This is a genomic window from Niastella vici, from assembly GCF_002077945.1.
GTDB lineage: Bacteria > Bacteroidota > Bacteroidia > Chitinophagales > Chitinophagaceae > Niastella > Niastella vici.
The window spans coordinates 189,493-213,746 of the sequence record NZ_LVYD01000024.1 but is presented as its reverse complement, the minus strand read 5'-3'; the positions used below and the strand labels follow the sequence as shown (position 1 = coordinate 213,746).

Sequence of the window (24,254 nt, the reverse complement as noted above, 5' to 3'; positions counted from 1 at the left end):
CGGCGGTTTAACTGCAATGCTGTTTTTGGCTCACTGCCGAAGTGCTTGATGTGCGTTCACTTGTAAAATTCAATCAAAAGGAATCGCCCAGTTCGCGTTCAATTTCTTCCATATGAACTATATCCCATGCTTCGCTTTCAGTGGGCGCCACGTTCAATAATTCGAGCAGATCGAAGGTGTCAAGTGCTTTTTCCACCTGTTTTTGCAGGCAACAGAGTACAAACGATGCATTTTGATCATAAAAGCATTGTTGTAACTTAACGAGGTGCTCACCGGCAGCGTTATCAATGGTTTGAATGTCTTGTAATATAAGCACCACATTTTTAACTTCCTGTTGCAAGAGAGGCATTAAACAGGCGTCCAATTCTTCTGTCATATTAGCAGATAAAACTGGCTCTTTGATCTGAATGGCATGAAATTTTTCACTGGTATCAATTTTGAACTGCATATAGACCTTTTAAGTACTTTTTAGCGCTAACAGCCGTTAATAAAAGGGAACAACAGAATGTCAAAAATATTCGTTATTATTGTATAACACACAACAAATTATAAATAAAATGGACAACAATTTTTCAGCCCAGGTGAAGGAGATCATTTCTTTTAGCAGAGAGGAGGCTTTACGGCTTGGGAACGATTTTATCGGAACTGAACATTTGTTGCTGGGGTTGATCCGTGAAGGAGAGAACACTGCTGTCCGTATATTGAAAAGCTTTAATGTGGATCTGTACGAATTGCGGAAAGAAGTAGAACTGGCAGTCAAAGACAAAACCGGTAAAAACATTGCTAACATAAACAGTTTGCCACTCACCAAGCAGGCCGAAAAGGTGATACGCGTAACTGTGCTGGAAGCAAAGGCCCTGAAGAGCCCGACAGTTGAAACGGAACACTTAATGCTCTCCATTCTAAAGAATAAGGAAAACATAGCAACTCAAATCTTAAATCAGTTCGACGTGGATTACGATTTATTCAGAAACGAATTAGGCGTTGTTAAAAGCAACGACGTACGCAGCGAATATGCCGACGAGAACGAAGACGATTTTGATGATGAAAAGAAATATTCGCAGCAGAAATCGCGCGCTGCCGGAAATACAAAAAGCAAGACACCGGTATTAGACAATTTTGGCCGCGACATTACGCGTTTAGCCGAGAGTGGTGCCCTTGACCCTATCGTTGGACGTGAGGAAGAAATAGAAAGGGTATCGCAGATCCTGAGCCGCCGTAAAAAGAACAACCCGATATTGATAGGTGAACCCGGTGTAGGTAAAACAGCTATCGTTGAAGGGTTGGCCCTGCGTATCGTTCAGCGTAAAGTTTCCAGAGTTCTGTTCGATAAACGTGTGATCTCATTAGACCTTGCTGCCCTGGTAGCCGGTACAAAATACCGTGGTCAGTTTGAAGAGCGCATGAAAGCCATCATGAATGAGCTGGAGAAGAACCGGGATGTGATCCTGTTCATCGATGAAATTCACACCATAGTGGGCGCAGGCGGTGCAAGCGGTTCACTCGATGCCTCCAACATCTTCAAACCTGCTTTGGCCCGTGGCGAACTCCAGTGCATTGGCGCCTCTACACTCGATGAGTACAGAATGTATATTGAAAAGGACGGCGCTCTCGATCGCCGCTTCCAGAAAGTAATGGTTGAACCGCCAAGTGTAGACGAAACCATTCAGATCCTGAACAACATCAAATCGAAATACGAGGACTATCACAACGTTACTTACAGTGACGATGCCATTGATGCCTGCGTAAAATTGAGCGACCGTTACATTACCGATCGTTTGCTGCCCGACAAGGCCATCGACGTACTGGACGAAGTAGGCGCCCGTGTTCACTTAAAGAACATCAACGTGCCTAAAGAGATCCTTGACCTCGAAAAGAAGATCGAAGATGTAAAGGTTGAAAAGAATAAAGTAGTAAAGAGCCAGAAGTTTGAAGAAGCAGCTTCTTTACGCGATACCGAAAAACGCCTGCAGGAAGAGTTGGAGAAAGCAAAAGCAAGCTGGGAAGAAGAAAGCAAGCATAAACGCTATCCCATAGACGAAGAGAACATTGCCGAAGTAGTGAGCATGATGACCGGTATACCGGTGAAGAGAATGGTGCAGGCCGAAAGCGAAAAACTGCGCCGGATGGCCGAAGATATGCGCGAAATGGTGATAGGGCAGGATGAAGCTATTGATAAAGTAGTAAAAGCCATTCAGCGTAACCGCGTAGGGTTGAAAGATCCTAAAAAGCCGATCGGTACATTTATCTTCCTGGGACCTACCGGTGTTGGTAAAACCGAGCTGGCCCGTTCACTGGCCCGTTATATGTTCGACTCTGAAGATGCGCTCATCCGCATCGACATGAGTGAATACATGGAAAAATTCACGGTGAGCCGGTTGATCGGTGCGCCTCCCGGATATGTAGGTTATGAAGAAGGTGGTCAACTGACCGAGAAGGTTCGCCGCAAACCATATTCGGTGATCCTGCTCGACGAAATTGAAAAAGCACACCCGGATATTTACAACATCCTGTTACAGGTATTGGATGATGGACAATTGACCGACGGTTTGGGCCGAAGAGTTGATTTCAAGAACACGACCATCATCATGACCTCGAACATTGGTGTACGGCAGTTGAAAGATTTTGGTGATGGTGTAGGTTTTGCAACCCAGGCACGCACCCAAAACGCAAATGAAAATAACAAAGCCGTTATTGAAAAAGCGTTGAAACGTACGTTCTCGCCCGAGTTCCTGAACCGTATCGATGATGTGATCATCTTCAACTCACTGAACAAAGAGCACATCTTCTCGATCATCGACATTCTGATGAAAGGCGTAATGAAACGGCTGGCCAACTTAGGGTTTACGCTCGAGTTAACCCCTGATGCCAAACATTTCATCGCTGAAAAAGGATACGACCAGCAATTTGGCGCCCGTCCTTTGCACAGGGCCATTCAGAAATACCTGGAAGATCCTTTAGCAGAAGAGATCCTGAGCCTGCACATTAAACAAGGCGACACCCTGGTGGCCGACCTTGACAAGGAGAATTCGAAGATCAAATTCTCTTTGAAGACAGAAAAGGAAAAATCTGAAGCTTCTTAAAAAGCATTTGATAACAGTATATACAGTCCTCCCGATATATCGGGAGGACTTTTTTTATGCATTTTCAGGGGGCTGAACAACTAAATACCTGGTCTTTCGTTAATAGAACTGCGTCCCTCGGTTTACAATACCCCTCGTTGTAAGTGGCATTTTCGTTATGCCGGCATATTATTCAGGGCATCCTCTAAGGTGATGGACTGCTAACCAGGTGACACAGCGTAGTGTGCCAATTTAGTCCCACTACAAAATGGATGTCGTCCCTAAACCGGGGCGACATTTATTTGTGAGGGAGTGCCAATTTATGCAGGAGGCTCGCCTATGCCAGGGCTACGGCGGGCAAGGCTGGTAACCATACACTTGCGGCAACTAAACTTTTTCATCTCTGCCATCCCTGGCTTATTTTTGCAACAATACCTATGCAACAAAAGATCATAATCACCATCGACGGATGGTCGTCCTGCGGAAAAAGCACCTTAGCCAAACAGCTGGCCCGGGAGTTGGGATACATATATATTGACAGTGGAGCTATGTACCGGGCTATTACCCTCTATTTTTTACGTAATCACGTTGACTGGACCCATCCCGAGATCGTACATGAGGCTATGCAGCATATCAGGCTCACGTTTATGTCGAACCACAAGAGCGGCCAAAGCGAAATGCACCTGAATGGCGAGAACGTGGAGTATGTGATCCGCGACCTGGTGGTGGCCGAAAAGGTAAGCGAGGTGGCAGCGATCAGGGAAGTGCGTGAATTTGCCGTAAAGCAGCAGCAGGAGATGGGTAAGAACAAAGGTATTGTAATGGATGGCCGCGATATAGGTACGGTGGTATTCCCCCATGCTGAGCTCAAGATCTTCATGACGGCAGAAAACGAGATCCGGGTTAAACGCCGGTTCCAGGAATTGTATGAAAAAAATCCGAACATTACCATGGAAGAGGTAAGGGCCAACCTTGAAATGCGCGATTATATTGATTCTCACCGTGAAGTGAGCCCGCTTCGCCAGGCCGACGATGCCCTGGTGCTTGATAATACTAATTTAACCATAAAAGAACAGCTTGAAATTGCCAAAAAATGGGTGGTTGAAAGGGTGCCCGGATCAACCATTACCAATCATTAATAGATTTTTGAGAATAATTCCCAATCTGAGAAAACCGGCAACGGTAATTGTTATGCGGCAATGCACCTACGCCAGGGTTTCCGCGAACAAGTTGTCAATTCACTACTTACTCCTTGATTATTAATTAAATAGTATATTAACTAGGCTGACTTACCGTAGTTTTTACATTTAAATATTTTATATTCACCTTATTGTTAATTTGAAACAGGTGAAGTACATTTGTTGTGCTCTGAAGTGATTCGCTCATTTATAAGCTTTGTAAGCTTTATTCTTTTTTGTCCTACCGCATATCTCTGGTTAGGCATTCGACTGTGCATTTCCGTACTTATGAAACCCTCAGTATCCAACATTCATTCCTTATAAACCTCTGTTGAACTCCAACAATCTGAACAACCTGTTTTTTGTTCAATCCATTATTCTGTTCTAAAGCTGCCTACATTATCATCCGTACGCTATGTAACTCCGCATTTACATTGACAACATTTTAAAACGCATGTTTTATGAATCGAATGTTACATTCAGGTGCATTATTATTAGTATGCGCTTTATGGACAGGCTTACTTCAGGCACAATTAGAAGAAGATTTTACACCACATCCTGCAAACTGGATCCTTGCCAACGGGTATAGTTACCATACTGTAAACGGCAATGATGTTATTCTTTCATCAAATGGAAGCAGCCCCGGCACTATAGGCACACCCGAGGTAAAGAAAACAACCGGCGCTGCAACCGTGAACTTTTGCTTTGACATTTTTGGTTATACATCAAGCGGTGGCCTTGGCGCATTGCCCTGCGCTGCAACGTATGATCTTTTCTTCACCAACACAGCTGTAAATAACAGCAATCAGATTGATGAAAGCGATCCAAATAGCGTGTATGGGTCGGTAAAAGGATTGACCATTTCAGCCAGTGGTGGAACAAACTGTAACTCCTTTACTTTTCCTGCATCTGTAACTGCCACCTCGTTCAGGGTATTCCTGGTAGTACACGATGGTTGCGCTATGGGCAGCACCCGTTATGCTTTCGATAATTTTGTGATCACCGGTTTAAGTGAAGTGTGTACCGGCGCGGCCTGTGCACCGGTAGCTTTACCAGATGTGTTTAATACCCCTACGCCCGGCTTATCACAGAATGTAGTATTATATGGTAATAATCCTGCTTATCCGGCAGCGCCTGCAGGTTACATGGTATATGCAGCTGGTATTGACAATGATCCCAATGATGCTTATAGCGCATTGACCTGGTCATTGCTTACGCCCCCGTCAAATGGTACAGTTACCATGAACCCCGGTGGGCAGGGTACCGCTACTGTTACCCGTAGCAGTATAGCAGTTACCCAAATGACCTTTGTATATCAGTTGTGCGATCCCGATGGCAATTGCGATACCGCTGCAGTGACGGTGAATTTTGGCGCTGGTGCTCCTTTGCCGGTTACCCTCATGAGCTTTACCGGCAACCGCAATGGCAACAATGTTACATTAAGATGGACAACCACTACTGAAACCGACAATGTAGGTTTTGAAGTGCAACGCATCGTGAACGGCGATTTCAAAGCCGTAGGCTTTGTGAACAGCAAGGCAGCTGATGGAACCAGCAGCCTGCAGCAAACCTATTCGTTCACAGAAGTGAACCTCACCAATGCAGTAAGCTGGTACCGGCTGGTACAGGTAAATAAAGATGGTACGAAGAAAATATTACCATCACTGGCCATTCGTGGACTGGAAGATCTGAAAAAGATGCTGATCTATCCGAATCCGGGCAGCACGGTGAATGTATTATTCGGCAGTTCATCAGTGCGTGATGTATCGATCACCGACCTGGGAGGTAAATTAATAAAACGCTGGAATAGTTACAGCGATGATAACATAACCATCACTGGATTACAAACCGGTATGTATATGTTCATTGTTTACGATAAGAACACGGCTGCGAAGACCGTTTCAAAATTAATTATCAAAAGGTAGTATAACTGCGTTTGCAGGCCAAAAGCCTTCCCCGGGTTGAACCGGGGAAGGCTTTTCTGTTCTGAGGGTCGCCGAAGAAGAGCGGAGTTAAAGAATTACCAAGAGTTCCCCGGATGCCCGGATGTTTAAAATAAACTTGTTTTAAGTCAATTAAATATTGTCTCTATTGCATATTTGAGGAACGCATATTATTTTTATATGTCAGTATCCAATACTTCCTTGTTTTCAAATCTCAAAAGCCTCCTGAGTAAATAAAGATTAATTCCCATCCTCGAAAAATTCACATAGCCAGTATTCTCTGAACGGCGTGCACCTCTATTACCGTAAAAAGAAAGTATGCATTGAATGACTCCTCATGCATATACCTCCGGCTATTAAGGTAGCACAGCTTCATACCTGCAATAATCAATAACGAACAACAACTTATTTCACTCCGCATTACCGGAGCGTACAGGATACTTTTTTCATTACCCTTAGAAGCTATAAAGCCAATATACCGCTGTAAGCCAATCCCCACAATTCCTAACCACAAAAAAGTATGTACTATGAAGCGGTTTTTACTATTTGCATTATTTGTTGCAGTCACATCAATTGCACAAGCTCAGTTAGAAGAAGATTTTGATCCAGAACCTACAGGGTGGATATTGGATAAAGGCGCCAAGATTACGCCACTAAACGGTAATGCCATAGTGCTTACGTCAGGTGCAGGCGATAATGTACCTTCTATTATCGGCACGCCTTCGGTTAATAAAACATCCAATAAAGTAAAGGTGTGTCTTGATATCTGGGCTTATGAGACCAATATGAATTATCAGATACCATTTCCATGTAATCCTACCTACATGGATGTACTGTTTGTATATTCTTCTGTCTCTACTTTTCAGGACGCGAAAGACCCCGCTAATGTTATCGCCCGTATAGATAATTACGTATTAGCACAGAATGGCGGAAGTAACTGTTTTACTTTTGATTTTCCTGCAGCTGTAACTGCAAGTGATTTTAAAGTGGTGCTATCCTTTCATGCTGATTGCGGCCAGGGTGGCTTTAAATATGTGATCGATAATGTATCTATTAGTGGTGTAGCGCTGATATGTGGAGGAAGCAATTGTCCGCCCGTAGCCCTGAACGATCAATTTAACCGGAGTAACCTGGCGGAAACTTCATTTAGTGGCGCCTTATTTGGTTCCAACCTTGATTACCCCAGTGGCTTTACGGTAGATGCTACCGGTACAGATAATGACGAGAACGATAACTATAACAATTTACAATGGTCGGTATTGACGCAGCCTGCCAATGGAACAGTTACCGTGAACAGCGATGGAACTTTTACCATTACCAGGAATTCCATATCGGTAACACAGTTAATCTTTACCTACCGGTTATCTGATAACGGTCCCGACAATAGTTTCGCTACCACTGCCGACAATATGTACGACGATGCTACGGTAACTGTTAACTGGCCGCCAGCAGCTCCATTACCTGTTTCGCTGGTGAATTATACCGGCAGCCGCAGTGGAAATAATGTAACATTACAGTGGACCACCACATTTGAAAGTAATAATACCGGTTTTGAAATACAACGCAGTATTGGCAACAGTGCCTATGAAAAAGTGGGATTTGTTGCAACGAAAGCAGATAATGGCAATAGCAGTACGCAGTTGGCCTATCAGTTCAGGGAAGAGAACCTGGCCAGAGGAAACAGCTGGTACCGGCTCGTACAGATTGATAAGGATGGAACCCGTACAGTAATGCCGGTAAAAGGCGTACGCGGGTTGGAAGAGCTTTCTAAAGTGACGGTATATCCGAACCCGGGTAAATCGGGAAATATGAATGTATTATTTGGCAGCAGTGCCATCCGTGATATAATTATCACTGATATGGGCGGAAGGATTTTGAAGCAATGGAATAATTACCATGACGATAATATGGTGATCGGAGGTTTGCGCACGGGCATGTACATGCTGATCATAACGAATAAAGCGACCACAGAGCGGCTGGCGCAGAAGATTGTGGTTTTATAGGAAAGTACAAGGAAAAGGCAAGCAAAGAGGCCCCGGTAAAACATCGGGGTCTCTTTCAGTTGGTGCATTACCGGCAAACACCGCAGGTGCCCCCGTTTTTGGCACAATGACCGCACCGGCTGCAGTTTTTACAGGCAGTGCAATAGCGCGATCCTTTGCAGGTTTCGTGATGTTTTTTAAGGCTGTAAGAATAACTGGAAAAAGCGGTAGCAAAGGCGGCAACAGCCACCAGGGCGGATACGGCAAGTATTCGTTTCATAATTGAGGGTTTTGAATTAAGGGGGTAATGATAGAGATTATTGGTGGTATGACGAATTGACGAAGGACAAGTTCCGTTAGTGAGATTGTGTAGCAAGCGGTTATAGGAGGGTGGGGTGGAATTTGTTGATTATGGTCAAGGGGGATCGAGCTTCGCGTAGACTCTACAGAATTTTTAAGCTGCGTAGTTTGAAATGGTCTGCAATAAATGGGTTGGTGAAATTCAGGAATATCAATCCATATACCGTTATGGCGCAAATGGTTGCCAGGCTTCTAAGCAGCACTGTTAACCAAAGCGCGTTTGCTTTGGTTTTAAAAACTAATACCAACGCAAACGCGCAATATAGGACGGAGAAAATTATGTCGGTTCAGAAACCGGTTAATGAGTAACCGGTAAATAAAACTATGGCCAAATAAAGTGTCAGGAATAAAATGATGGTCACCTGAAATGGCGTTCGTTTGCAAATAGCCGGGATCCTCATTGTAGGCATTGACTATACGGTTACAAGTATGCTAAATCACTACCACTCATACTCCTCATCATCATTAAACGGCACACCTACTTCAACCTCTGTTACTTCATCGTATTCCACATTTAAAACGATCCAGTATTCTTCATTAACGTAGGTAGCAAAAAAATCATAGTCTTCCTCTTCCCATTCCTCAATATGCTTTCCAAAGACCTCCTTTTTTACTTTTTCAATGGAGCTATTTATGATGGGTTTTCCCTGATAGGTGAGCGTTGGGCTTGAGCACCTGATATAACCCAGCTTTCCTTCATGGTCCTCGAAAAAGGTAAGCCTGAGTTTGCTCTTGTTATATTGATACAGCAACTGGTTCTCATCATCTTCATCCTGGTATATTTTATCGGGCTTTCCCAGTTTGGCTACTACTTCTTCTGCTTTCATGCCGAACGTAAAATCTCCTATTCCTTTTTTGGGTCTTATTTCCATATATCACATTTTAAAGGGCTGAAATTAGATAAAATAGGTTAACAGTCACTTGCTGCGGGCTTTCTTTTTATTTCTGGTGCGGGCTGGGGCGGTTTTTTTCCTTTGCCGTATGCTATAAATGACAGCGGCTATCAACCCCGCAGCGCCGCCCAGGTAGCTGAAGTTGTGCATGGAACCTACGGCGATAAAGCTTTCCTTATCTACCAGGTTTTGCGGAAACCGCCAGTTGACCCCGGTTTTGGCCAGCACCCATTTGCCATAAGCCAGGCCAATGAACCCGGTCGCTAATGCCACTGCCATGGTCACCAGCATGGCTTTAAGGGTCACAAACAACATTTGCCTGTTTTCGGTATGGATGAGCCCTATTATGCCCAGAATGATGCCTATGAACAAACCCATCCACCAGGTGGCCATAAACCCTACGAGGGAAACCTGGAGCCGCGGAGTAGGGAAGAGGGCTTCGTTACCTGATTCGGCCAGGCCAAACTGGTAAAATTTGAATTTTGTATAATACTCCGGCGAAATGGTATAGGTGAGCTGATCGTGTACAATGCCGTACAGCCCGCCTATAACACAGCCCAGGAGAATGATCTCATTTAACGTCAGAAATTTTTTAGCATATTGTCTTTGAATGCCGGTACGAGCGCTCATCGTATTCAACTTTTAGCTATTGTTTTTCTGGCGGTTTTTCGTTTAGCGGAGGTTAAAGCAGTCTTTGTTTTTGCTGAGCCTGTTTTTGCAGATCCTGTTTTTGACTTTTCGGGTTTTTTCGCAATGCGGGTGATCTTTGAACCCGATTTCCCTTTTTTGTAATACAGGTCTATGGTAAAGTTATATCCTTTCTTGTTATGATATATGCAACGGTAGGTGTTGTATTTTTTATCGGGGGTAACAACTACTATTGATAGTTTCGAGGTGCTTAAATATTTCGACAGTTCCTGGTGATAGTTGGTGAGGGTATCCTCATAATGGGTTTTTGATTCTAAATAGGAAGTGTCGATCAGTGGCAGGGCCTCGTCAATTTTACCTTGTTCTAAAAAACGAAGGAATTTTTCGGTAGTTAGTCCCTGGGCCTGTTCAACAATTCGTTTGTGAGAATCTACCGGAACCGACTGGGCATAAATAGTTACATTGCTTACTACAAATACGGTAAGGGCGAAAAGGGTTTTACGCATAGAGTATGGATTGTTGTGAACTTAATTCGCGGCTAAAGGTACGGGTTTGTAGAATTTGGCAAACGAAGCTTTTATAATTTTTATCTTTTGATGTGGAGATGTTGCAGCAATTCTTCCACAAAGCCCACCTGGGCGGGGATCAGTTTTGTAATGGTGGTGTCAATATTGAACCATTCAAATTTGTCGAGTTCGGGCACCTCTATCATTTTGCCCGATTTGGGCGGCCATTCCAGTTGAAAGGTATTACACTGGAGATTATCGGCGGGGAAATCGGTTTCTATGGCCCATATATATACCATTTTGCCGCTTTTTTGTTTGCGGGGTGTTAATTCCAGAAAGGGGCCCTCCAGATCAAGATTGGTTTCTTCTTTAAATTCCCTGATGGCTGCCTGCAGGGGTTCTTCGCTGTCGTCAAATTCTCCTTTTACAATACCCCAAAAGCCATTGTCTTTTTTGCGATAGAAGGGCCCGCCGGGGTGGGCGATGAAAAAGAATAATTCCTTTTTCACGAATTTGTATGGTAAAATGCCGGCGCTCTTTTTCATAGGGTTAAGTTAGTGCGTTTTTGGTTTGTGCAGGATATATTAATGTAGTGTGGTTGATCAGGATCAGGTTCTATCAGACAGGGATTTTCGGGTTTCGCCTCTTGTATGACGAGTTTATATACATTATTTGCAGTTTTTATATTCAACATAGCGGGTTACAGGATTTGCATTTCAGTTTATATTGTTTGCAGTGGGTTTTACAAGGCTATTGTGCGGGTTTATTATTTAACATGGAAGGTTGCGAAGTTTGCAACGCAGGTTTCGTTGTTTAGCACGAATGCATTAGTGAAAAGACCGCATGCGTGAATGAAAGGATGTCTGCGAAAGTGAAAAGCACACATGCACAAGTGAAAAGCGCGCATGCACGCCATGCAAGCTTAGTGACAGGCGGTTAAAACCGTTAAACAAGTGGTTAAATCCTATAAGCAAACGATAAAGCTTGAAAAGCTTTTCTGTAAAATCATTAAGCAGGTGATTAAAAATGAAATGCTGATAGCATAATTCGTTAAGTAAACAGATAAAAATAAGGAACCGATGATCAAAGTGGCTGTGCAAACAGTTAAAAACAGGCGACAGCATTCAAATCAGGTAAACCAACAGTTAAAAACATACTTCTAAAGATAAAAGTTGTTGTGCTGAAAAGTAAAAACCAGAAAGTAAACGGTTAAACCAGCTCGTTAGCCATTCATAAGCACCAGGTAAATACTTGAATTGAAAGCCGGGGGGCGAGTGCCTGTAAACCGCTAACCCTATCCAATTCGACCAATTTTGCACGCTGCCCAAACTATTTTAAGAATTCTTCTCCTTCATAATCATTGCGTTAATGGGGATGGATCCAGCTTTACCATCTTTTCGAACCCAGTTTCTAAATTATTTTTGAATCGTCAATCGGTCAGGTATAGATAACCGTAGTAAACGTCTGTTATTTGTGCTCGTTTAAAAGTGAAATTTCCTGATGAGTCAATAGGTAGTTCTATTTATAAAGACCGCCAAATGTCGCCAGGTAAAGCCCTGAGCACCTGTCCGCCTGCCGGCGGAAAGTCGAAGGGTCGAAGGACGGGGCAAAATAAAACCAACCAACAACCAGCCTGCTGCAGCGGTGCTGGTTGTTTTTCTAATAATCTATAATGCTTATTTTTACCCGATCATATAATGCCTCATAATATCAGCAACAAATGAATCTAAAGCATTTTAAACCTGTTCACTGGGTATATAACCTGCTTCATTACAAACAATTGCTACATAATAGAAAGGCATATAAAAAATACAACCTTCACAAGCCGCTGTTCGCTTCCATTTCAAGCAAAGATTTTCCCGACAGGGAATCCCGCGCCTGGCTCGATACAGGTGATTCTGCCGTTCTGGCCCCGCAAAAGGAAGGCTTTCAGCAATTCTCACCCCAAATACAACAAAAGATCCTGCAGTGGAGCAACAATGGATATATGGTACTGGAAAACCATTTTTCACCAGCGGACTGCGATGCCGTTATGCACGAAATTGAAACGCTGATGAAAAAAGGGATCCTCCAGTTTAAATGGGGCAACAAGCTCATGTTTGCCAACAAAAGATCGGCGCTTATCCGCAAAATAACCCAGGATGCGGCCATCAGTAAATTGCTCAATTTTTTGTTGGATAAAGAAATGGTCCCTTTTCAAACCATCAACTTTATTGCTGGTAGCGGCCAGCGGGCGCATTCCGACAGCGTGCATATGACCACCTACCCACTGGGCTATCTGTTAGCCATCTGGATTGCTTTGGAAGATGTGCATCCTGATAGCGGTCCGCTCTTTTATTATCCCGGCAGCCATAAACTGCCTTACCTGCTCAATAATGACTGGAACACCAACAGCTCTTTTTTATCGTTGGGAAAACATGATTATCCCGATTATGAAGATATGATTGAGGAACTGCTTCAGAAGAACCAGTATAAGCGTGAAGAGCTGATTGCCAAAAAAGGCGATGTACTTATCTGGCATGCCAACCTGGTACATGGTGGCACCCCCATTAAAAACCCGGCGCTTACCCGAAAAAGCATGGTAGTGCATTACTATGCCAGCGATGTGATCAAATACCACGAGATCACCGAACGGCCTTCGCTGATGTAGAAATGGTCCGCAGATCAATTCAGGAACGGCTTACGGGCCAAATGGCCAGGGATTGCCAATTGATTCCCGGCATGTCTTTATTACTCCTCTTTGCCAGCCCCGACTAGTCGGGGGAGCCTGGGGGTATAAAAGAAGAACCCCATCCTTATTCAGAACGGGGCCTTGCTTGTCATGTCAGTATACCTTCTTTATCTGTTTCTTCGCCAGTTGGCGAAGGGGCATTTTTAGCGCAAGAACAGCATTTCGCGGTATTTTGGTAACAGCCAGTACTCATCGCCTACCAGCAATTCCAGCTTGTCGGCATGGTAACGGATCTGATCAAAATACTCGCCTTTGATTGTATCGCAATAGGCGATCGCTTTCTCACGTGTATCAGCAATGGCATTTGCTTTTTTACGAGCCTGGATCATTTTTTCAACCATTTCAGCCATTTTGTTCACGTGTTCAGAAACTTTCACCAGAATTTGTTTCTGGTTAGCATATGTTTCTTCTTTCATACCGATCTCTTTCAAACCTTTGATGTTTGCGATGAGCTCGTTCTGATATTTAACAGCAGCCGGTAATATGTGGCTGGTGGCCAGCTCACCCATTATACGGGCTTCAATTTGTACTTTCTTGATGTATTTTTCCAGCTCGATCTCATGACGGGCTTCAATTTCAACATGCGTTAACACGTTGTTGCTTTCGAACAGGTGCTTTGCTTTATCGCTTACCTGAGCATCCAGCGCCAGCGGCGTGGTGCGTACGTTGGGTAAACCGCGTTTTGCAGCTTCCTGGTGCCATTCGTCGCTGTAACCGTCGCCTTCGAACAATACTTTTTCGCTGGCTACAATGTACTCGCGAATAACGTGCATGATAGCGATCTCTTTTTTCTCGCCTTTATCGATCAATGCATCTACATCTTTCTTGAAGTTCTTCAGCGTTTCAGCCATGATGGTGTTCAACGCGGTCATGGGGTTGGCGCAGTTTGCAGTAGAACCTACAGCGCGGAACTCGAATTTGTTACCGGTGAACGCGAACGGTGAAGTACGGTTACGGTCGGTGTTATCGAGCAACAGCTCAGGAATGCTTCTGTGCAGGTCTAACTTCAGGATGGCTTCATCCTGTTCGTCGAATTTACCACCTACTCTTTCTTTAACATCGTTCAGTACTTTGTTCAGGTACTGGCCAATGAATACAGAGATGATAGCAGGAGGCGCTTCGTTGGCACCCAGGCGGTGATCGTTTCCGGCTGATGCGATAGACGAACGCAGTACATCAGAATAATCATATACAGCCTTGATGGTGTTCACGAAGAAAGTCAGGAACATCAGGTTGGTCTTTGGTGTTTTACCGGGAGCCAGCAGGTTAATGCCGGTATCGGTTGCCATTGACCAGTTGTTGTGTTTACCACTTCCGTTAATGCCGGCGAATGGTTTTTCATGCAACAACGCTCTTAATTTATGACGGCGGGCAACGCGGTCCATAACATCCATCAACAGGGTGTTGTGGTCAACTGCCACGCTAACTTCTTCGAAGATGGGGGCGCACTCGAACTGTGAAGGTGCTACCTCGTTGTGACGGGTTCTTAAAGGAATACCCAGTTTGTATGATTCCTGCTCAAAATCACGCATGAAAGCGTAGATCCTTTCAGGAATGGCGCCAAAGTAATGGTCTTCCAGCTGTTGACCTTTGGCAGGAGAGTGTCCGAATACGGTACGGCCGCCTAATACCAGGTCAGGACGGGCATTGAACAGTGCTTCGTCAATTACGAAGTACTCTTGCTCCCATCCCAGGGTAGCAACTACTTTGCTTACGTTTTTGTCGAAATAATGGCACACTTCAACAGCTGCTTTATTCAACGCTTCGAGCGATTTAATTAAAGGAGCTTTGTAGTCGAGTGTTTCACCGGTATAAGAAACGAAGATGGTAGGAATGCACAGTGTTTTTCCCAGACCGATCTCCATGATGAAAGCGGGTGAAGAAGGATCCCATGCAGTATAACCGCGGGCTTCGAAAGTTGCACGGATGCCACCGCTGGGGAACGAAGAAGCATCTGGCTCTTGTTGTATCAACGCATCGCCGTCGAAAGTTTCAATAGCGCTGCCGTCGCCTTTAATAGTGAAGAAAGAGTCGTGTTTTTCTGCAGTTGTACCTGTAAGGGGTTGGAACCAGTGCGTATAGTGGGTTACACCTTTGCTCTCAGCCCATTGGCGCAAGCCGGCCGCGATCTGGTTTGCCATGGCGCGGTCAATTTTCTTGGCACCTTTAATGGAGGCATTCAGGCTCTTGTACGCCTCGTCACTCAAAAATTCACGAGCAGTCTTTAATGTAAATACATTTTCTCCGAATATGCCGGTAATTTTGGCTGGACCTTCCACTTCCAGGCCATTAGCCTGTGAGGTAAGATCGTTGATTGCTTTAAAACGTAATGATTCCATCACTAAAATTTTTGCTTTTTGCAAATAAACGACAAATACACATCCAAAAAAAAATTTTGAATTTGAGCGCTTGTTTTTTTGATAAAAAACATAAAAACTGGGGTAGAATGGGGGTTTTGGACCTAAAAGTGGGTGAAAAATGCGATTTTTTTAAATATATAGTTTTTTGTTAATCTTCTGTAAAAAGGCCCAATTGGTACAAATTACCGGTATGGTAAGCAATAAAAGCTCGGGAATAGCCTTGTACCTGACGATGGCGCCGGGGAAAGGAACCGTGTAACCTATAAATATATATAATGTGATGCCCAGCCCCAGACAAAACACCAAAACCGGCTTTTGCAGGGGCTGCCGCCAATGCATTTCTTTTTTTATAATGGCTGTAAGTACCAGTAACCAGCAAACGATGATCTCCGCCGCGGTCATCAGCTGTAACGCCCCCTTTGCTTCCCATATATATGGCCGTAAAAAAGTATGGCTTACCGCCTGCGGCAACACTTTTATAAAACTGGTGACCGTAGGCTGCAGGGTATCTAAGTGAAAACGCGTACCCTCCAATTGCATAAATGATTGCTGCCGTTCTGTTACGATCAGTGGACCGTTTTTTTGTGGCGATACCCAGGCCGATGCAAAGAACAGCACCCCGCTAATGCCAAACACCCACAAAAAAGTGGCAACCGCATTTCGGTTAAATTTTACCGATATATACCAGGCAAGCAGGGCCGGTATCAACAGCAATACGAACTGGGTCCTGTAAATAACAACCCCAATAAGGGCCAGTATACAATATAAGATCGACCATTTTTTGTTTTCATATACCCAGCGGCGAAAGTGCACCAGGGTAAGGGCCATAAAGAACAGCACCAACCCATCGCCCCTAATGCCGCTCAACCAGAATACCAGGGGGGGGAAGAAAAAGATCAGCAACAGCAGCGGCTTTCTTTTTTCGGGGAATTCTTTTACAAGCAGGCCGAACAGCCAGTAAGGCCCCCAGAAAAGGATAAAATTGAAGAACACTACATTAATATAATAATTACTCCGGGTGAACAAATTGGCTATACTCAGTATTTTGATGGTGCTGTCGTTTTCGAGCGTATGAATATAGGCGCTGAGCCCATCCCAAAACCCACCGCCGGCCCAGGCAAAAGATTCGGCCGGTCCCAGCTCGGTAAAATAATAAACAGGATTGTGCAGTAGTTTTTGCAGGTCAATCAACGAATAGTTATGCAACTTCCAGGTATCGTCGCCATTATACACATGCAGGTAAATATAACCGTATAAACAACCCAGGGCCACTTTAAAAAGAAAGGCCAGCGACAGTTCGACCACTGTTAAGGGCACCTTTTTACGGGTAAGGCGGTATAACAGAAATATGAATACTATGCTGTAAAATATGATTCCAATGATGGTCATTACAGAGTCGTAAGTTTAACTAATGCGGACAAATATATACTTTTGATGATAATTTTATGTAATGGTACGTGCTCATAAGCTCATCGCCTTTGTGTCAAACAGCGCGTGGTCTGTCTACAATTTCAGGTTAGATGTGATCCGTTATCTGATGGGGCAGGGCTTTGAGGTGATGGTAATGGCCCCCGATGATGAGTATTCTGCCTACCTGCAGCAAAGCGGCTGCCGGTTCATTCCACTTCATTTCAATAATAAGACCGAAAATCCCGTTGCTGACCTTGCTTTCTACCGTCAATTAAAAGCCCTGTACCGCCAGCACCGCCCCGATTTTATTTTTCATTATGTGGCCAAGCCCAATATCTACGGTTCACTGGCCGCCGCCGCCATTGGCATTCCTTCCGTTGCCGTGATCACCGGACTGGGGTATCCGTTTGCCAAACGCAACTGGTTGTTCCAGGTGGTTAAACAATTATACAAACGGGCCCTGCGCAAAACCCGCGAAGTGTGGTTCCTGAATAATGAGGACGCTAAAATATTCATCAATGAACATATTGTGAATATTGAAAAGGTAAAGGTGCTGCCGGGTGAAGGGATCGACACGGAATATTTCTCTTTCGGGAACCATAGCGCTAAAAAAGAAAGCGAACCTTTTACTTTTTTAATGAGCACCCGCCTGCTTAAGAGCAAGGGCATTGGACTGTATGCCGATGCCGCCCGCATTTTAAAGAAAAAGAATTACAGCGTGCGGTTTGAGCTCATCGGTTTTTTTGAACAGCATCATCCCGATTCTATTTCCCGCGATGACCTCGACCGCTGGCAAAAAGAAGGACTGATCCATTATGGCGGGTTTGCCAAAGATGTACGCCCCTTCCTGCGGCGGGCCGATTGTTTTGTTTTCCCCTCTTTTTATAATGAAGGCATTCCGCGCTGCCTTATGGAAGCGGCCTGTATGGAACTGCCTGTTATCACCAGTAATAACCGGGGGTGTAAGGAAGTGGTGTTGAATAATGCCACCGGGTTCCTGTGCCATGTGCACGACCCCTTTGACCTGGCCGATAAAATGGAAAAAATACTCAACCTTCCCGCCGAAGAGCGCAGCCGCCTTGGCCGCCAGGGCCGCGCCCTGGTGATTAAAAAATTCGATATCAGGCATGTGATCGATGAGTATGTGGCTACGTTGAATGCCGATTGGGCCGAATAGACGTATGACCGATTGGTGCGCCGGAGCCGGGGCAATACGTATTGCCGATTCACGATTGCCGATTGCCGACTTTGGAGTACTTTTGCGCTTTCTTTTAAAAAACTGCCGGCCTGAAAGTCGGAAAGCTGCTATTAATCAGCATTTTACACAAAAAACCATGGAAGTAACAGTAAAAACGGCTAAACAATTACGTCTTACCGAAGAAGAATTCGAACTGATAAAACAAAAACTTGGCCGTACGCCCAATTTTACCGAGCTGTGTGCCTTCAGCGGTATGTGGAGTGAGCATTGCAGTTACAAAAATTCAATAAAGTATTTAAAAACATTACCCCGCGAAGGAAAAAAGATGCTGGTAAAGGCCGGTGAAGAAAATGCGGGTTTAATGGATATTGGCGATGGCTTTGGTGTTGTATTTAAAATTGAATCTCATAACCACCCTTCGGCTATTGAACCCTTTCAGGGCGCTGCTACCGGGGTAGGGGGTATTCACCGCGATATTTTTACCATGGGCGCAAGGCCAATTGCCTCGCTCAACTCCCTGCGTTTTGGTAACCTTAAAGAAGCCAAAACCCAGCACCTGCTGGCGGGTATAGTGCATGGCATTGGCCATTACGGCAATTGCTTTGGCGTTCCTACCGTTGGCGGTGAAATATATTTTGAACAATGTTATCATACCAACCCGCTCGTGAATGCGATGAGCGTTGGTATTGTAAAGAATGGCGAAACCATTTCGGCTACTGCAAAAGGCCTCGGTAACCCCGTTTTCTTTGTAGGCTCTGCCACTGGTAAAGATGGTATTGGGGGTGCTTCTTTTGCCTCGGCCGACATTACTGCCGAAAGCGCCGAAGAATTACCTGCCGTACAGGTGGGCGACCCCTTCCAGGAAAAAAAACTGTTGGAAGCCTGTTTGGAAGTAATAAAGACCGGCGCTGTAGTGGGTATGCAGGATATGGGTGCTGCCGGTATTATTTGTTCTACTGCCGAAATGAGCGCCAAAGGCGAAGTAGGTATGCGCATCGACCTCGAAAAAGTGCCTACCCGCCAAAAAAATATGAAGGCCTGGGAACTGTTGCTGAGCGAAAGCCAGGAGCGTATGCTCATGGTGGTGGAAAAAGGCCGTGAAAGCGAAGTGCAACGCGTTTTCGATAAATGGGACCTGCCCTGTTCTGAAATAGGTGAGGTTACCGGCGATGGCATGTTGCATTTTTATATGCATGGCGAGCTGGAAGCTGCCATTCCCGCCCATGAACTGGTACTGGGTGGCGGCGCTCCGCAATATAACCGCGACTATAAAGAGCCCGCTTACTTCTCAAAAATAAAAGCATTCAAAGCCGATACTGTAGAAGTGCCGGCCGATCTGAAAGCTGTAGCCGAACAGCTCATCAGCATCCCCAACATTGCCAACAAACGTTGGGTATATGTGCAATACGACAGCATGGTGGGTGCAGGTACATCTACTACCAATACCCCTGCCGATGCAGCGGTGGTAATTGCCAAACCAACCAACAAAGGACTGGCGCTTACTACCGATTGTAACAGCCGGTATGTATATGCCGATCCGTTCACCGGTGGAATGATCGCTGTGGCCGAAGCGGCGCGTAATATCGTATGCAGTGGCGGTCAGCCCCTGGGCATTACCAACTGTCTCAACTTCGGTAATCCTTACGATCCGCAGGTATACTATCAGTTCGTATATGCGTTAAAAGGCATGAGCGAAGCGTGTTTGAAATTCGATACGCCAGTAACCGGTGGTAACGTAAGCTTCTATAACCAGAACCCCGATGGGCCGGTATATCCCACGCCCACCATTGGCATGGTAGGTTTGCTGGATAGTGTGAATGATAAAATGACAATGGATTTCAAACAGGCCGGCGATCAGCTGTTTTTGGTTGGAACCAGCAGGAACGACATCAATTCTTCGGAATATTTACATAAGATCAAAAAGGTAGAGTTCTCTCCGGCCCCGCATTTCGACCTGGAAGAAGAAGCTACCCTGCAGAACAAGATCGCAGAACTGATAAAAGCCGGTGTAATTGCTTCGGCGCACGATACCAGCGAAGGTGGTTTGTTCATAACGCTTATTGAAAGCTGTTTCAACCGCAACCTGGGTGTTGACGTAAAAGCCGCCAAAGCAGAAATTCGTAAAGATGCCTATTGGTTTGGCGAAGCGCAAAGCCGGGTGGTGGTAAGCGTGAAAGCCGATAAAGTGGAAGCGTTTAAAAAAGTGCTGGGCAGTCATCCATACGAACAACTGGGGCAGGTAACCAGCGGCGCTGTTTCAATAGATGGTGCCGGTTGGGGTACTATTGATACCTGGAAAAATAAATATGACACCGCCATTGAGAATTTGCTGGCTGGTCATGAGAGCGAGCATGCGTTGAGTGCATTATAATTGGTGGTCAAAAAATATCCTAAAGCGTGCTGGTAGTTGATGCCGCACGCTTTTTGTTTATATATTTTTTCCGGTAGCCAAGAAAGAAAGATTCGAAGTAATTCCACGAAAGCCAGCTTACCCCTGTAGTCAATAAAAAGGCCAGTACCGCAAACCCATAATACAGGTTGGCGGAAAGCACATCGATGTTGGCTTTTTTTGCCAGGGCCATCAGGGTTAAAATAATAACTGTATGGAATACGTAAAATCCATAACTGATCTTGCCCAGCCATGAAAGAATATTACTTTCTTTTATGTGAATGAAAGTGGTGGAAGAGGCAATCAGTAACAGTAAAACCGCAAACAGGCATGCCGGAACAACCGGAAAGAACAAGGCGGGTAACTTCAGCTGAATAAAATGATGAGCGAAGAAGAACGCGATCGCTATTATGGTAACACCATAGCGAATGGCCCGTTGAATGCGTAATAAGTATTGTTTTACGGGTGAGGGGTAGCTGGCGGTCAAATAGCCAGCTATACCACCGGCACAAAAATAATCGAGCCTGGAGATTATATCCAGGTCAACATATTGCCTGGTTGGAAACTGATAATGAAACCACCCGCGATACGCGATGCCCAGTACCCATAAAATACCCGCTGCCTTTATAAAATGCCTGGCCGGTATCAACAGGAACAGTAAAAGCCATAGCATATAAAAATGTTCTTCCACGCATAACGACCACATTACCCGCAAAGGGGCGCCATTGGGGAAATTATCGTGGAATAGCATCTGGTAATTCTCCAGAAAGGTGAGGGAGAAGAACAGGTTGGGCGTATAACCCGCATTATTGCCTATATTAAAATGCGCTGAAATGAAATTGTTGAAGTAGGCTATAAAAACACCGGCAAAATATAAGGGCCAAATGCGAAAGGCACGGCGTAACAGGTAATCTTTTGCGTTTATCTTTCCGGTTTGGGTGTATTCATAAGTAAGCAGGTAGGTGATCAAAAAGCCGCTCAATACGAAGAAAAAGTCAACCCCAATTTCCCCACCGTCAAAAATAAGTGTATTAAAAAACTGTTTACCTTCGGGTTTTGGAAGGTGTAACAGGAAGATACGAAAGCACGCGAAAAAACGTAACGCATTAAACGTGTGAAAATACCGGCGTGATGACATATCTTTTATCAAATATCTTATAATAAATGGATTTATCAAACAGGCTAATAGTAGTGACCGGCGCAGCCGGTTTTATAGGAAGTTGTTTAACCGGTTTTCTGAATGCAAAAGGATATAACCGGCTTATCCTGGTCGATGATTTCAGCAAGCTCGAAAAAGAGGTGAACCTCGAAGGAAAAAAATACGAGGCGAAAGTGGAGCGCGAACAGTTTTTCGACTGGCTGGCTGAACATAAACCCGCCATCAGTTTTATTTTCCATATTGGCGCCCGTACCGATACCACCGAGTTTGATTATGCTGTGCACCAGCACCTGAACGTCGACTATTCACAAAAGATCTGGAATTATTGCGCGGCGAATAAGGTACCTGTGGTATATGCTTCTTCTGCAGCCACCTATGGCTCGGGCGAGCAGGGATATAATGATGATCATGCAGTGGTATATTCATTGAAACCGCTGAACCCGTACGGTGTTTCAAAAAATGAATTTGATAAATGGGCCTTGCAGCAAACGGAACAGCCGCCGTTTTGGGCCGGACTGAAATTCTTTAATGTATATGGTCCCAACGAATATCATAAAGGCCGTATGGCCAGCGTAATATGGCATTCGTTCAAACAGATCAACCAGCAGGGATTTGTGAAATTGTTCAGGAGCCATAAAGAAGGATATAAAGATGGCCAGCAGCTGCGCGATTTCGTGTATGTGAAAGATGTGTTGAAGATCTGTTACTGGCTCATGGAACAATATGAAAAGGGTAATGGCGATGTAGCAAGCGGATTATACAACCTGGGTACCGGAAAAGCAAGAAGCTTTGAAGACCTGGCAAAATCAACATTCAGCGGGCTCGATAAAGAACCGGTGATCGAGTTTATTGATATGCCCATTGACATTCGCGACAAATACCAGTATTTCACTGAAGCGAATATGCAAAAGCTGAAAGACGCCGGATATTCCGATTCATTTTATTCGTTGGAAGAAGGGGTGAATGATTATGTGCGGAATTACCTCGCAAAAGGAAAATATTACTAGAACAAGAATCAAGGAATATAAAAATGAACAAGAAGATTGCGATCATTGGTGGCGGTAATTTAGGAACAGCCATTGCTGAAGGCCTGATCAATAGCGGTTTTACCCTGCCTGAACATATTCTTATTACCAAGCGGAATATAAAAACGCTGGGTGCGCTGGAAAAGCGCGGCGTGCTCGTAAGCGATAATAATGAAGAAGCCGTGCGTTTTGCCGATATGGTCATTCTTGCCGTAAAACCTTTTCAGGTTGATGATATATTAGCAAAGCTGAAACCATTGCTCACCCCCGGCCGCCATGTACTGGTATCGGTGATAACCGGTATTACCATTGGTCATATGCTGAAATCGGTTGACCAAAAAGTACCCGTTATCAGGGCCATGCCCAATACTGCCATCGCCATTCAGGAAAGTATGACCTGTTTGGCCGCATCGCATGATGTGAGCCGGGAGAATATTTCTTTTATTGAAGACCTGTTTAACCAGCTGGGCAAAGCTGTTTGGATAGATGAGAAGCTGATGGATGCCGCCACTGTGCTGGGGGCTTGCGGTACTGCGTACGCTATGCGATACATTCGCGCAAACATTCAGGGTGGTATTGAAATTGGTTTCGATGCTGCTACTGCCAGTTTAATTGCCGCGCAAACAGTAAAAGGCGCTGCTGAATTGTTGCTGAAAAAAGGCACACACCCCGAGCAGGAGATCGATAAAGTAACCACACCCAAGGGTTGTACCATTGCGGGGCTAAATGAAATGGAACACCAGGGCTTCAGTTCTTCTCTTATAAAAGGGATTGTGGCCAGTTATGATAAAATTGCCAAGGATAGCTAGGCATAATAGATCGTATATACATTAACTGTGTTTAGGTGATTTATCAAAAATATAATGTGTGTATTACTTACAATTTGTGGAATTACAGTATATGTTATGCGTAATTTTACGAATATGGTGAAAAAAGGATATGTTTGCTTGCATAAGCAACAAAATTTTCGTTCCTTTGTTGCGCGCAAAAAATGTGCATCCATACCCCGAACCCATTAGCACACACTTATGAAAAAGGAGCGATTTAGTTTTTTTATTCTTTTTATAGAGATAGCCGCAATCATTTTATTACATTCTGCAAAGAATAGAGAGCTTGAGACCAGCAAGGTTTTCAGCGATAAAAAATCTACTGCCACTGCAGCCTATCAGTTCAAACCGCTTAGCATTACTAAAGTGAGATAAGATGACGTTGTGATCTGCTTTCAAATAATTAAGGCCCCGTTCCGGTTTTGTCAGAACGGGGTTTTGTTTTAAAGGGCGTCCTGAGCGAAGTCGAAGGATTGAGCAAAGTCGAAGGATTGGGTTAGTAAAATCCCTGTATAAGGTCCATAGCGCCAATTTTAACCTGTTTTTAATGCAATTCACAGCCAATGGCCTGGTTTTCCACACC

General features: G+C 44.6%; 19 protein-coding genes. 10 read left to right on the top strand and 9 right to left on the bottom strand.

The genetic code is table 11. From position 1 onward, the window contains the following. Nucleotides 1–73 precede the first annotated feature (73 nt). Complete coding sequence (locus A3860_RS08460; RefSeq protein ID WP_081146114.1) at nucleotides 74–448, bottom strand: STAS domain-containing protein; 375 nt, start codon at nucleotides 446–448, stop codon at nucleotides 74–76. A gap of 109 nt (nucleotides 449–557) precedes the next feature. Here A3860_RS08460 and A3860_RS08455 point away from each other — a divergent pair, with 109 nt between their 5' ends. The 4 genes from A3860_RS08455 (at nucleotide 558) to A3860_RS08435 (ending at nucleotide 8,186) form a co-directional block, all read left to right on the top strand. After that, the gene (locus A3860_RS08455) at nucleotides 558–3,083 is read left to right on the top strand and encodes an ATP-dependent Clp protease ATP-binding subunit (RefSeq protein WP_081146113.1); all 2,526 of its coding nucleotides are present in this window, start codon (nucleotides 558–560) and stop codon (nucleotides 3,081–3,083) included. A 416-nt stretch (nucleotides 3,084–3,499) separates the two neighbouring features. Continuing rightward, nucleotides 3,500–4,201, top strand: a complete 702-nt coding sequence (gene cmk / locus A3860_RS08450) for a (d)CMP kinase (protein WP_081146112.1) — start codon at nucleotides 3,500–3,502, stop codon at nucleotides 4,199–4,201. A 500-nt stretch (nucleotides 4,202–4,701) separates the two neighbouring features. Next, the gene (locus A3860_RS08445) at nucleotides 4,702–6,165 is read left to right on the top strand and encodes a T9SS type A sorting domain-containing protein (protein ID WP_081146111.1); all 1,464 of its coding nucleotides are present in this window, start codon (nucleotides 4,702–4,704) and stop codon (nucleotides 6,163–6,165) included. A gap of 545 nt (nucleotides 6,166–6,710) precedes the next feature. Then, on the top strand, nucleotides 6,711–8,186 hold the full coding sequence (locus A3860_RS08435) for a T9SS type A sorting domain-containing protein (RefSeq protein ID WP_081146109.1): 1,476 nt from the start codon (nucleotides 6,711–6,713) through the stop codon (nucleotides 8,184–8,186). 67 nt (nucleotides 8,187–8,253) lie between these two features. Here A3860_RS08435 and A3860_RS40470 read toward each other — a convergent pair whose 3' ends face one another. The 5 genes from A3860_RS40470 to A3860_RS08405 form a co-directional block, all read right to left on the bottom strand. Next, a complete protein-coding gene (locus tag A3860_RS40470) occupies nucleotides 8,254–8,445 on the bottom strand; it encodes a hypothetical protein (RefSeq protein ID WP_143774006.1) in 192 nt (63 codons plus the stop codon). 520 nt (nucleotides 8,446–8,965) lie between these two features. Further along, entirely contained in the window at nucleotides 8,966–9,397 is a 432-nt protein-coding gene (locus tag A3860_RS08420; protein ID WP_081146106.1) for a hypothetical protein, read from the bottom strand. A 45-nt stretch (nucleotides 9,398–9,442) separates the two neighbouring features. Next, nucleotides 9,443–10,048 carry a hypothetical protein gene (locus tag A3860_RS08415; RefSeq protein ID WP_245843500.1) on the bottom strand — a complete coding sequence of 202 codons (606 nt, stop codon included), beginning with the start codon at nucleotides 10,046–10,048 and terminating at the stop codon, nucleotides 9,443–9,445. A gap of 5 nt (nucleotides 10,049–10,053) precedes the next feature. Next, on the bottom strand, nucleotides 10,054–10,572 hold the full coding sequence (locus A3860_RS08410; RefSeq protein WP_081146105.1) for a hypothetical protein: 519 nt from the start codon (nucleotides 10,570–10,572) through the stop codon (nucleotides 10,054–10,056). Between the two features lie 80 nt (nucleotides 10,573–10,652). Then, nucleotides 10,653–11,117, bottom strand: coding sequence for an NUDIX domain-containing protein (locus tag A3860_RS08405; protein ID WP_081146104.1), 465 nt, complete (start codon nucleotides 11,115–11,117; stop codon nucleotides 10,653–10,655). 1,175 nt (nucleotides 11,118–12,292) lie between these two features. On the opposite strand from A3860_RS08405, the gene A3860_RS08400 reads away from it, so the two are divergent. Then, a complete protein-coding gene (locus A3860_RS08400; RefSeq protein ID WP_081146103.1) occupies nucleotides 12,293–13,222 on the top strand; it encodes a phytanoyl-CoA dioxygenase family protein in 930 nt (309 codons plus the stop codon). A 224-nt stretch (nucleotides 13,223–13,446) separates the two neighbouring features. Here the strand turns inward: A3860_RS08400 and A3860_RS08395 are convergent, their stop codons facing one another. Both A3860_RS08395 and A3860_RS08385 read right to left on the bottom strand, forming a co-directional pair. After that, nucleotides 13,447–15,642 (bottom strand): glutamine synthetase III family protein, encoded by a 2,196-nt coding sequence (locus A3860_RS08395; protein WP_081146102.1) that lies wholly within the window; start codon nucleotides 15,640–15,642, stop codon nucleotides 13,447–13,449. Between the two features lie 150 nt (nucleotides 15,643–15,792). Further along, nucleotides 15,793–17,052, bottom strand: a complete 1,260-nt coding sequence (locus A3860_RS08385; protein WP_081146100.1) for a hypothetical protein — start codon at nucleotides 17,050–17,052, stop codon at nucleotides 15,793–15,795. A gap of 61 nt (nucleotides 17,053–17,113) precedes the next feature. Between A3860_RS08385 and A3860_RS08380 the strand changes: the two genes are divergently transcribed. Next, complete coding sequence (locus tag A3860_RS08380) at nucleotides 17,114–18,250, top strand: glycosyltransferase family 4 protein (protein WP_081146099.1); 1,137 nt, start codon at nucleotides 17,114–17,116, stop codon at nucleotides 18,248–18,250. Nucleotides 18,251–18,407: 157 nt separating this feature from the next. Further along, on the top strand, nucleotides 18,408–20,642 hold the full coding sequence (gene purL, locus A3860_RS08375; protein ID WP_081146463.1) for a phosphoribosylformylglycinamidine synthase subunit PurL: 2,235 nt from the start codon (nucleotides 18,408–18,410) through the stop codon (nucleotides 20,640–20,642). A 19-nt stretch (nucleotides 20,643–20,661) separates the two neighbouring features. Here purL and A3860_RS08370 read toward each other — a convergent pair whose 3' ends face one another. After that, a complete protein-coding gene (locus A3860_RS08370; protein WP_081146098.1) occupies nucleotides 20,662–21,798 on the bottom strand; it encodes an acyltransferase family protein in 1,137 nt (378 codons plus the stop codon). A gap of 26 nt (nucleotides 21,799–21,824) precedes the next feature. Here A3860_RS08370 and rfaD point away from each other — a divergent pair, with 26 nt between their 5' ends. From rfaD to A3860_RS40995, 3 genes are all read left to right on the top strand, one after another. Continuing rightward, complete coding sequence (gene rfaD / locus A3860_RS08365) at nucleotides 21,825–22,826, top strand: ADP-glyceromanno-heptose 6-epimerase (RefSeq protein ID WP_081146097.1); 1,002 nt, start codon at nucleotides 21,825–21,827, stop codon at nucleotides 22,824–22,826. A gap of 23 nt (nucleotides 22,827–22,849) precedes the next feature. Continuing rightward, a complete protein-coding gene (gene proC, locus A3860_RS08360) occupies nucleotides 22,850–23,653 on the top strand; it encodes a pyrroline-5-carboxylate reductase (RefSeq protein ID WP_081146096.1) in 804 nt (267 codons plus the stop codon). Nucleotides 23,654–23,872: 219 nt separating this feature from the next. Beyond that, a complete protein-coding gene (locus tag A3860_RS40995) occupies nucleotides 23,873–24,046 on the top strand; it encodes a hypothetical protein (RefSeq protein ID WP_158085169.1) in 174 nt (57 codons plus the stop codon). The last annotated feature ends 208 nt before the right edge of the window (nucleotides 24,047–24,254 follow it).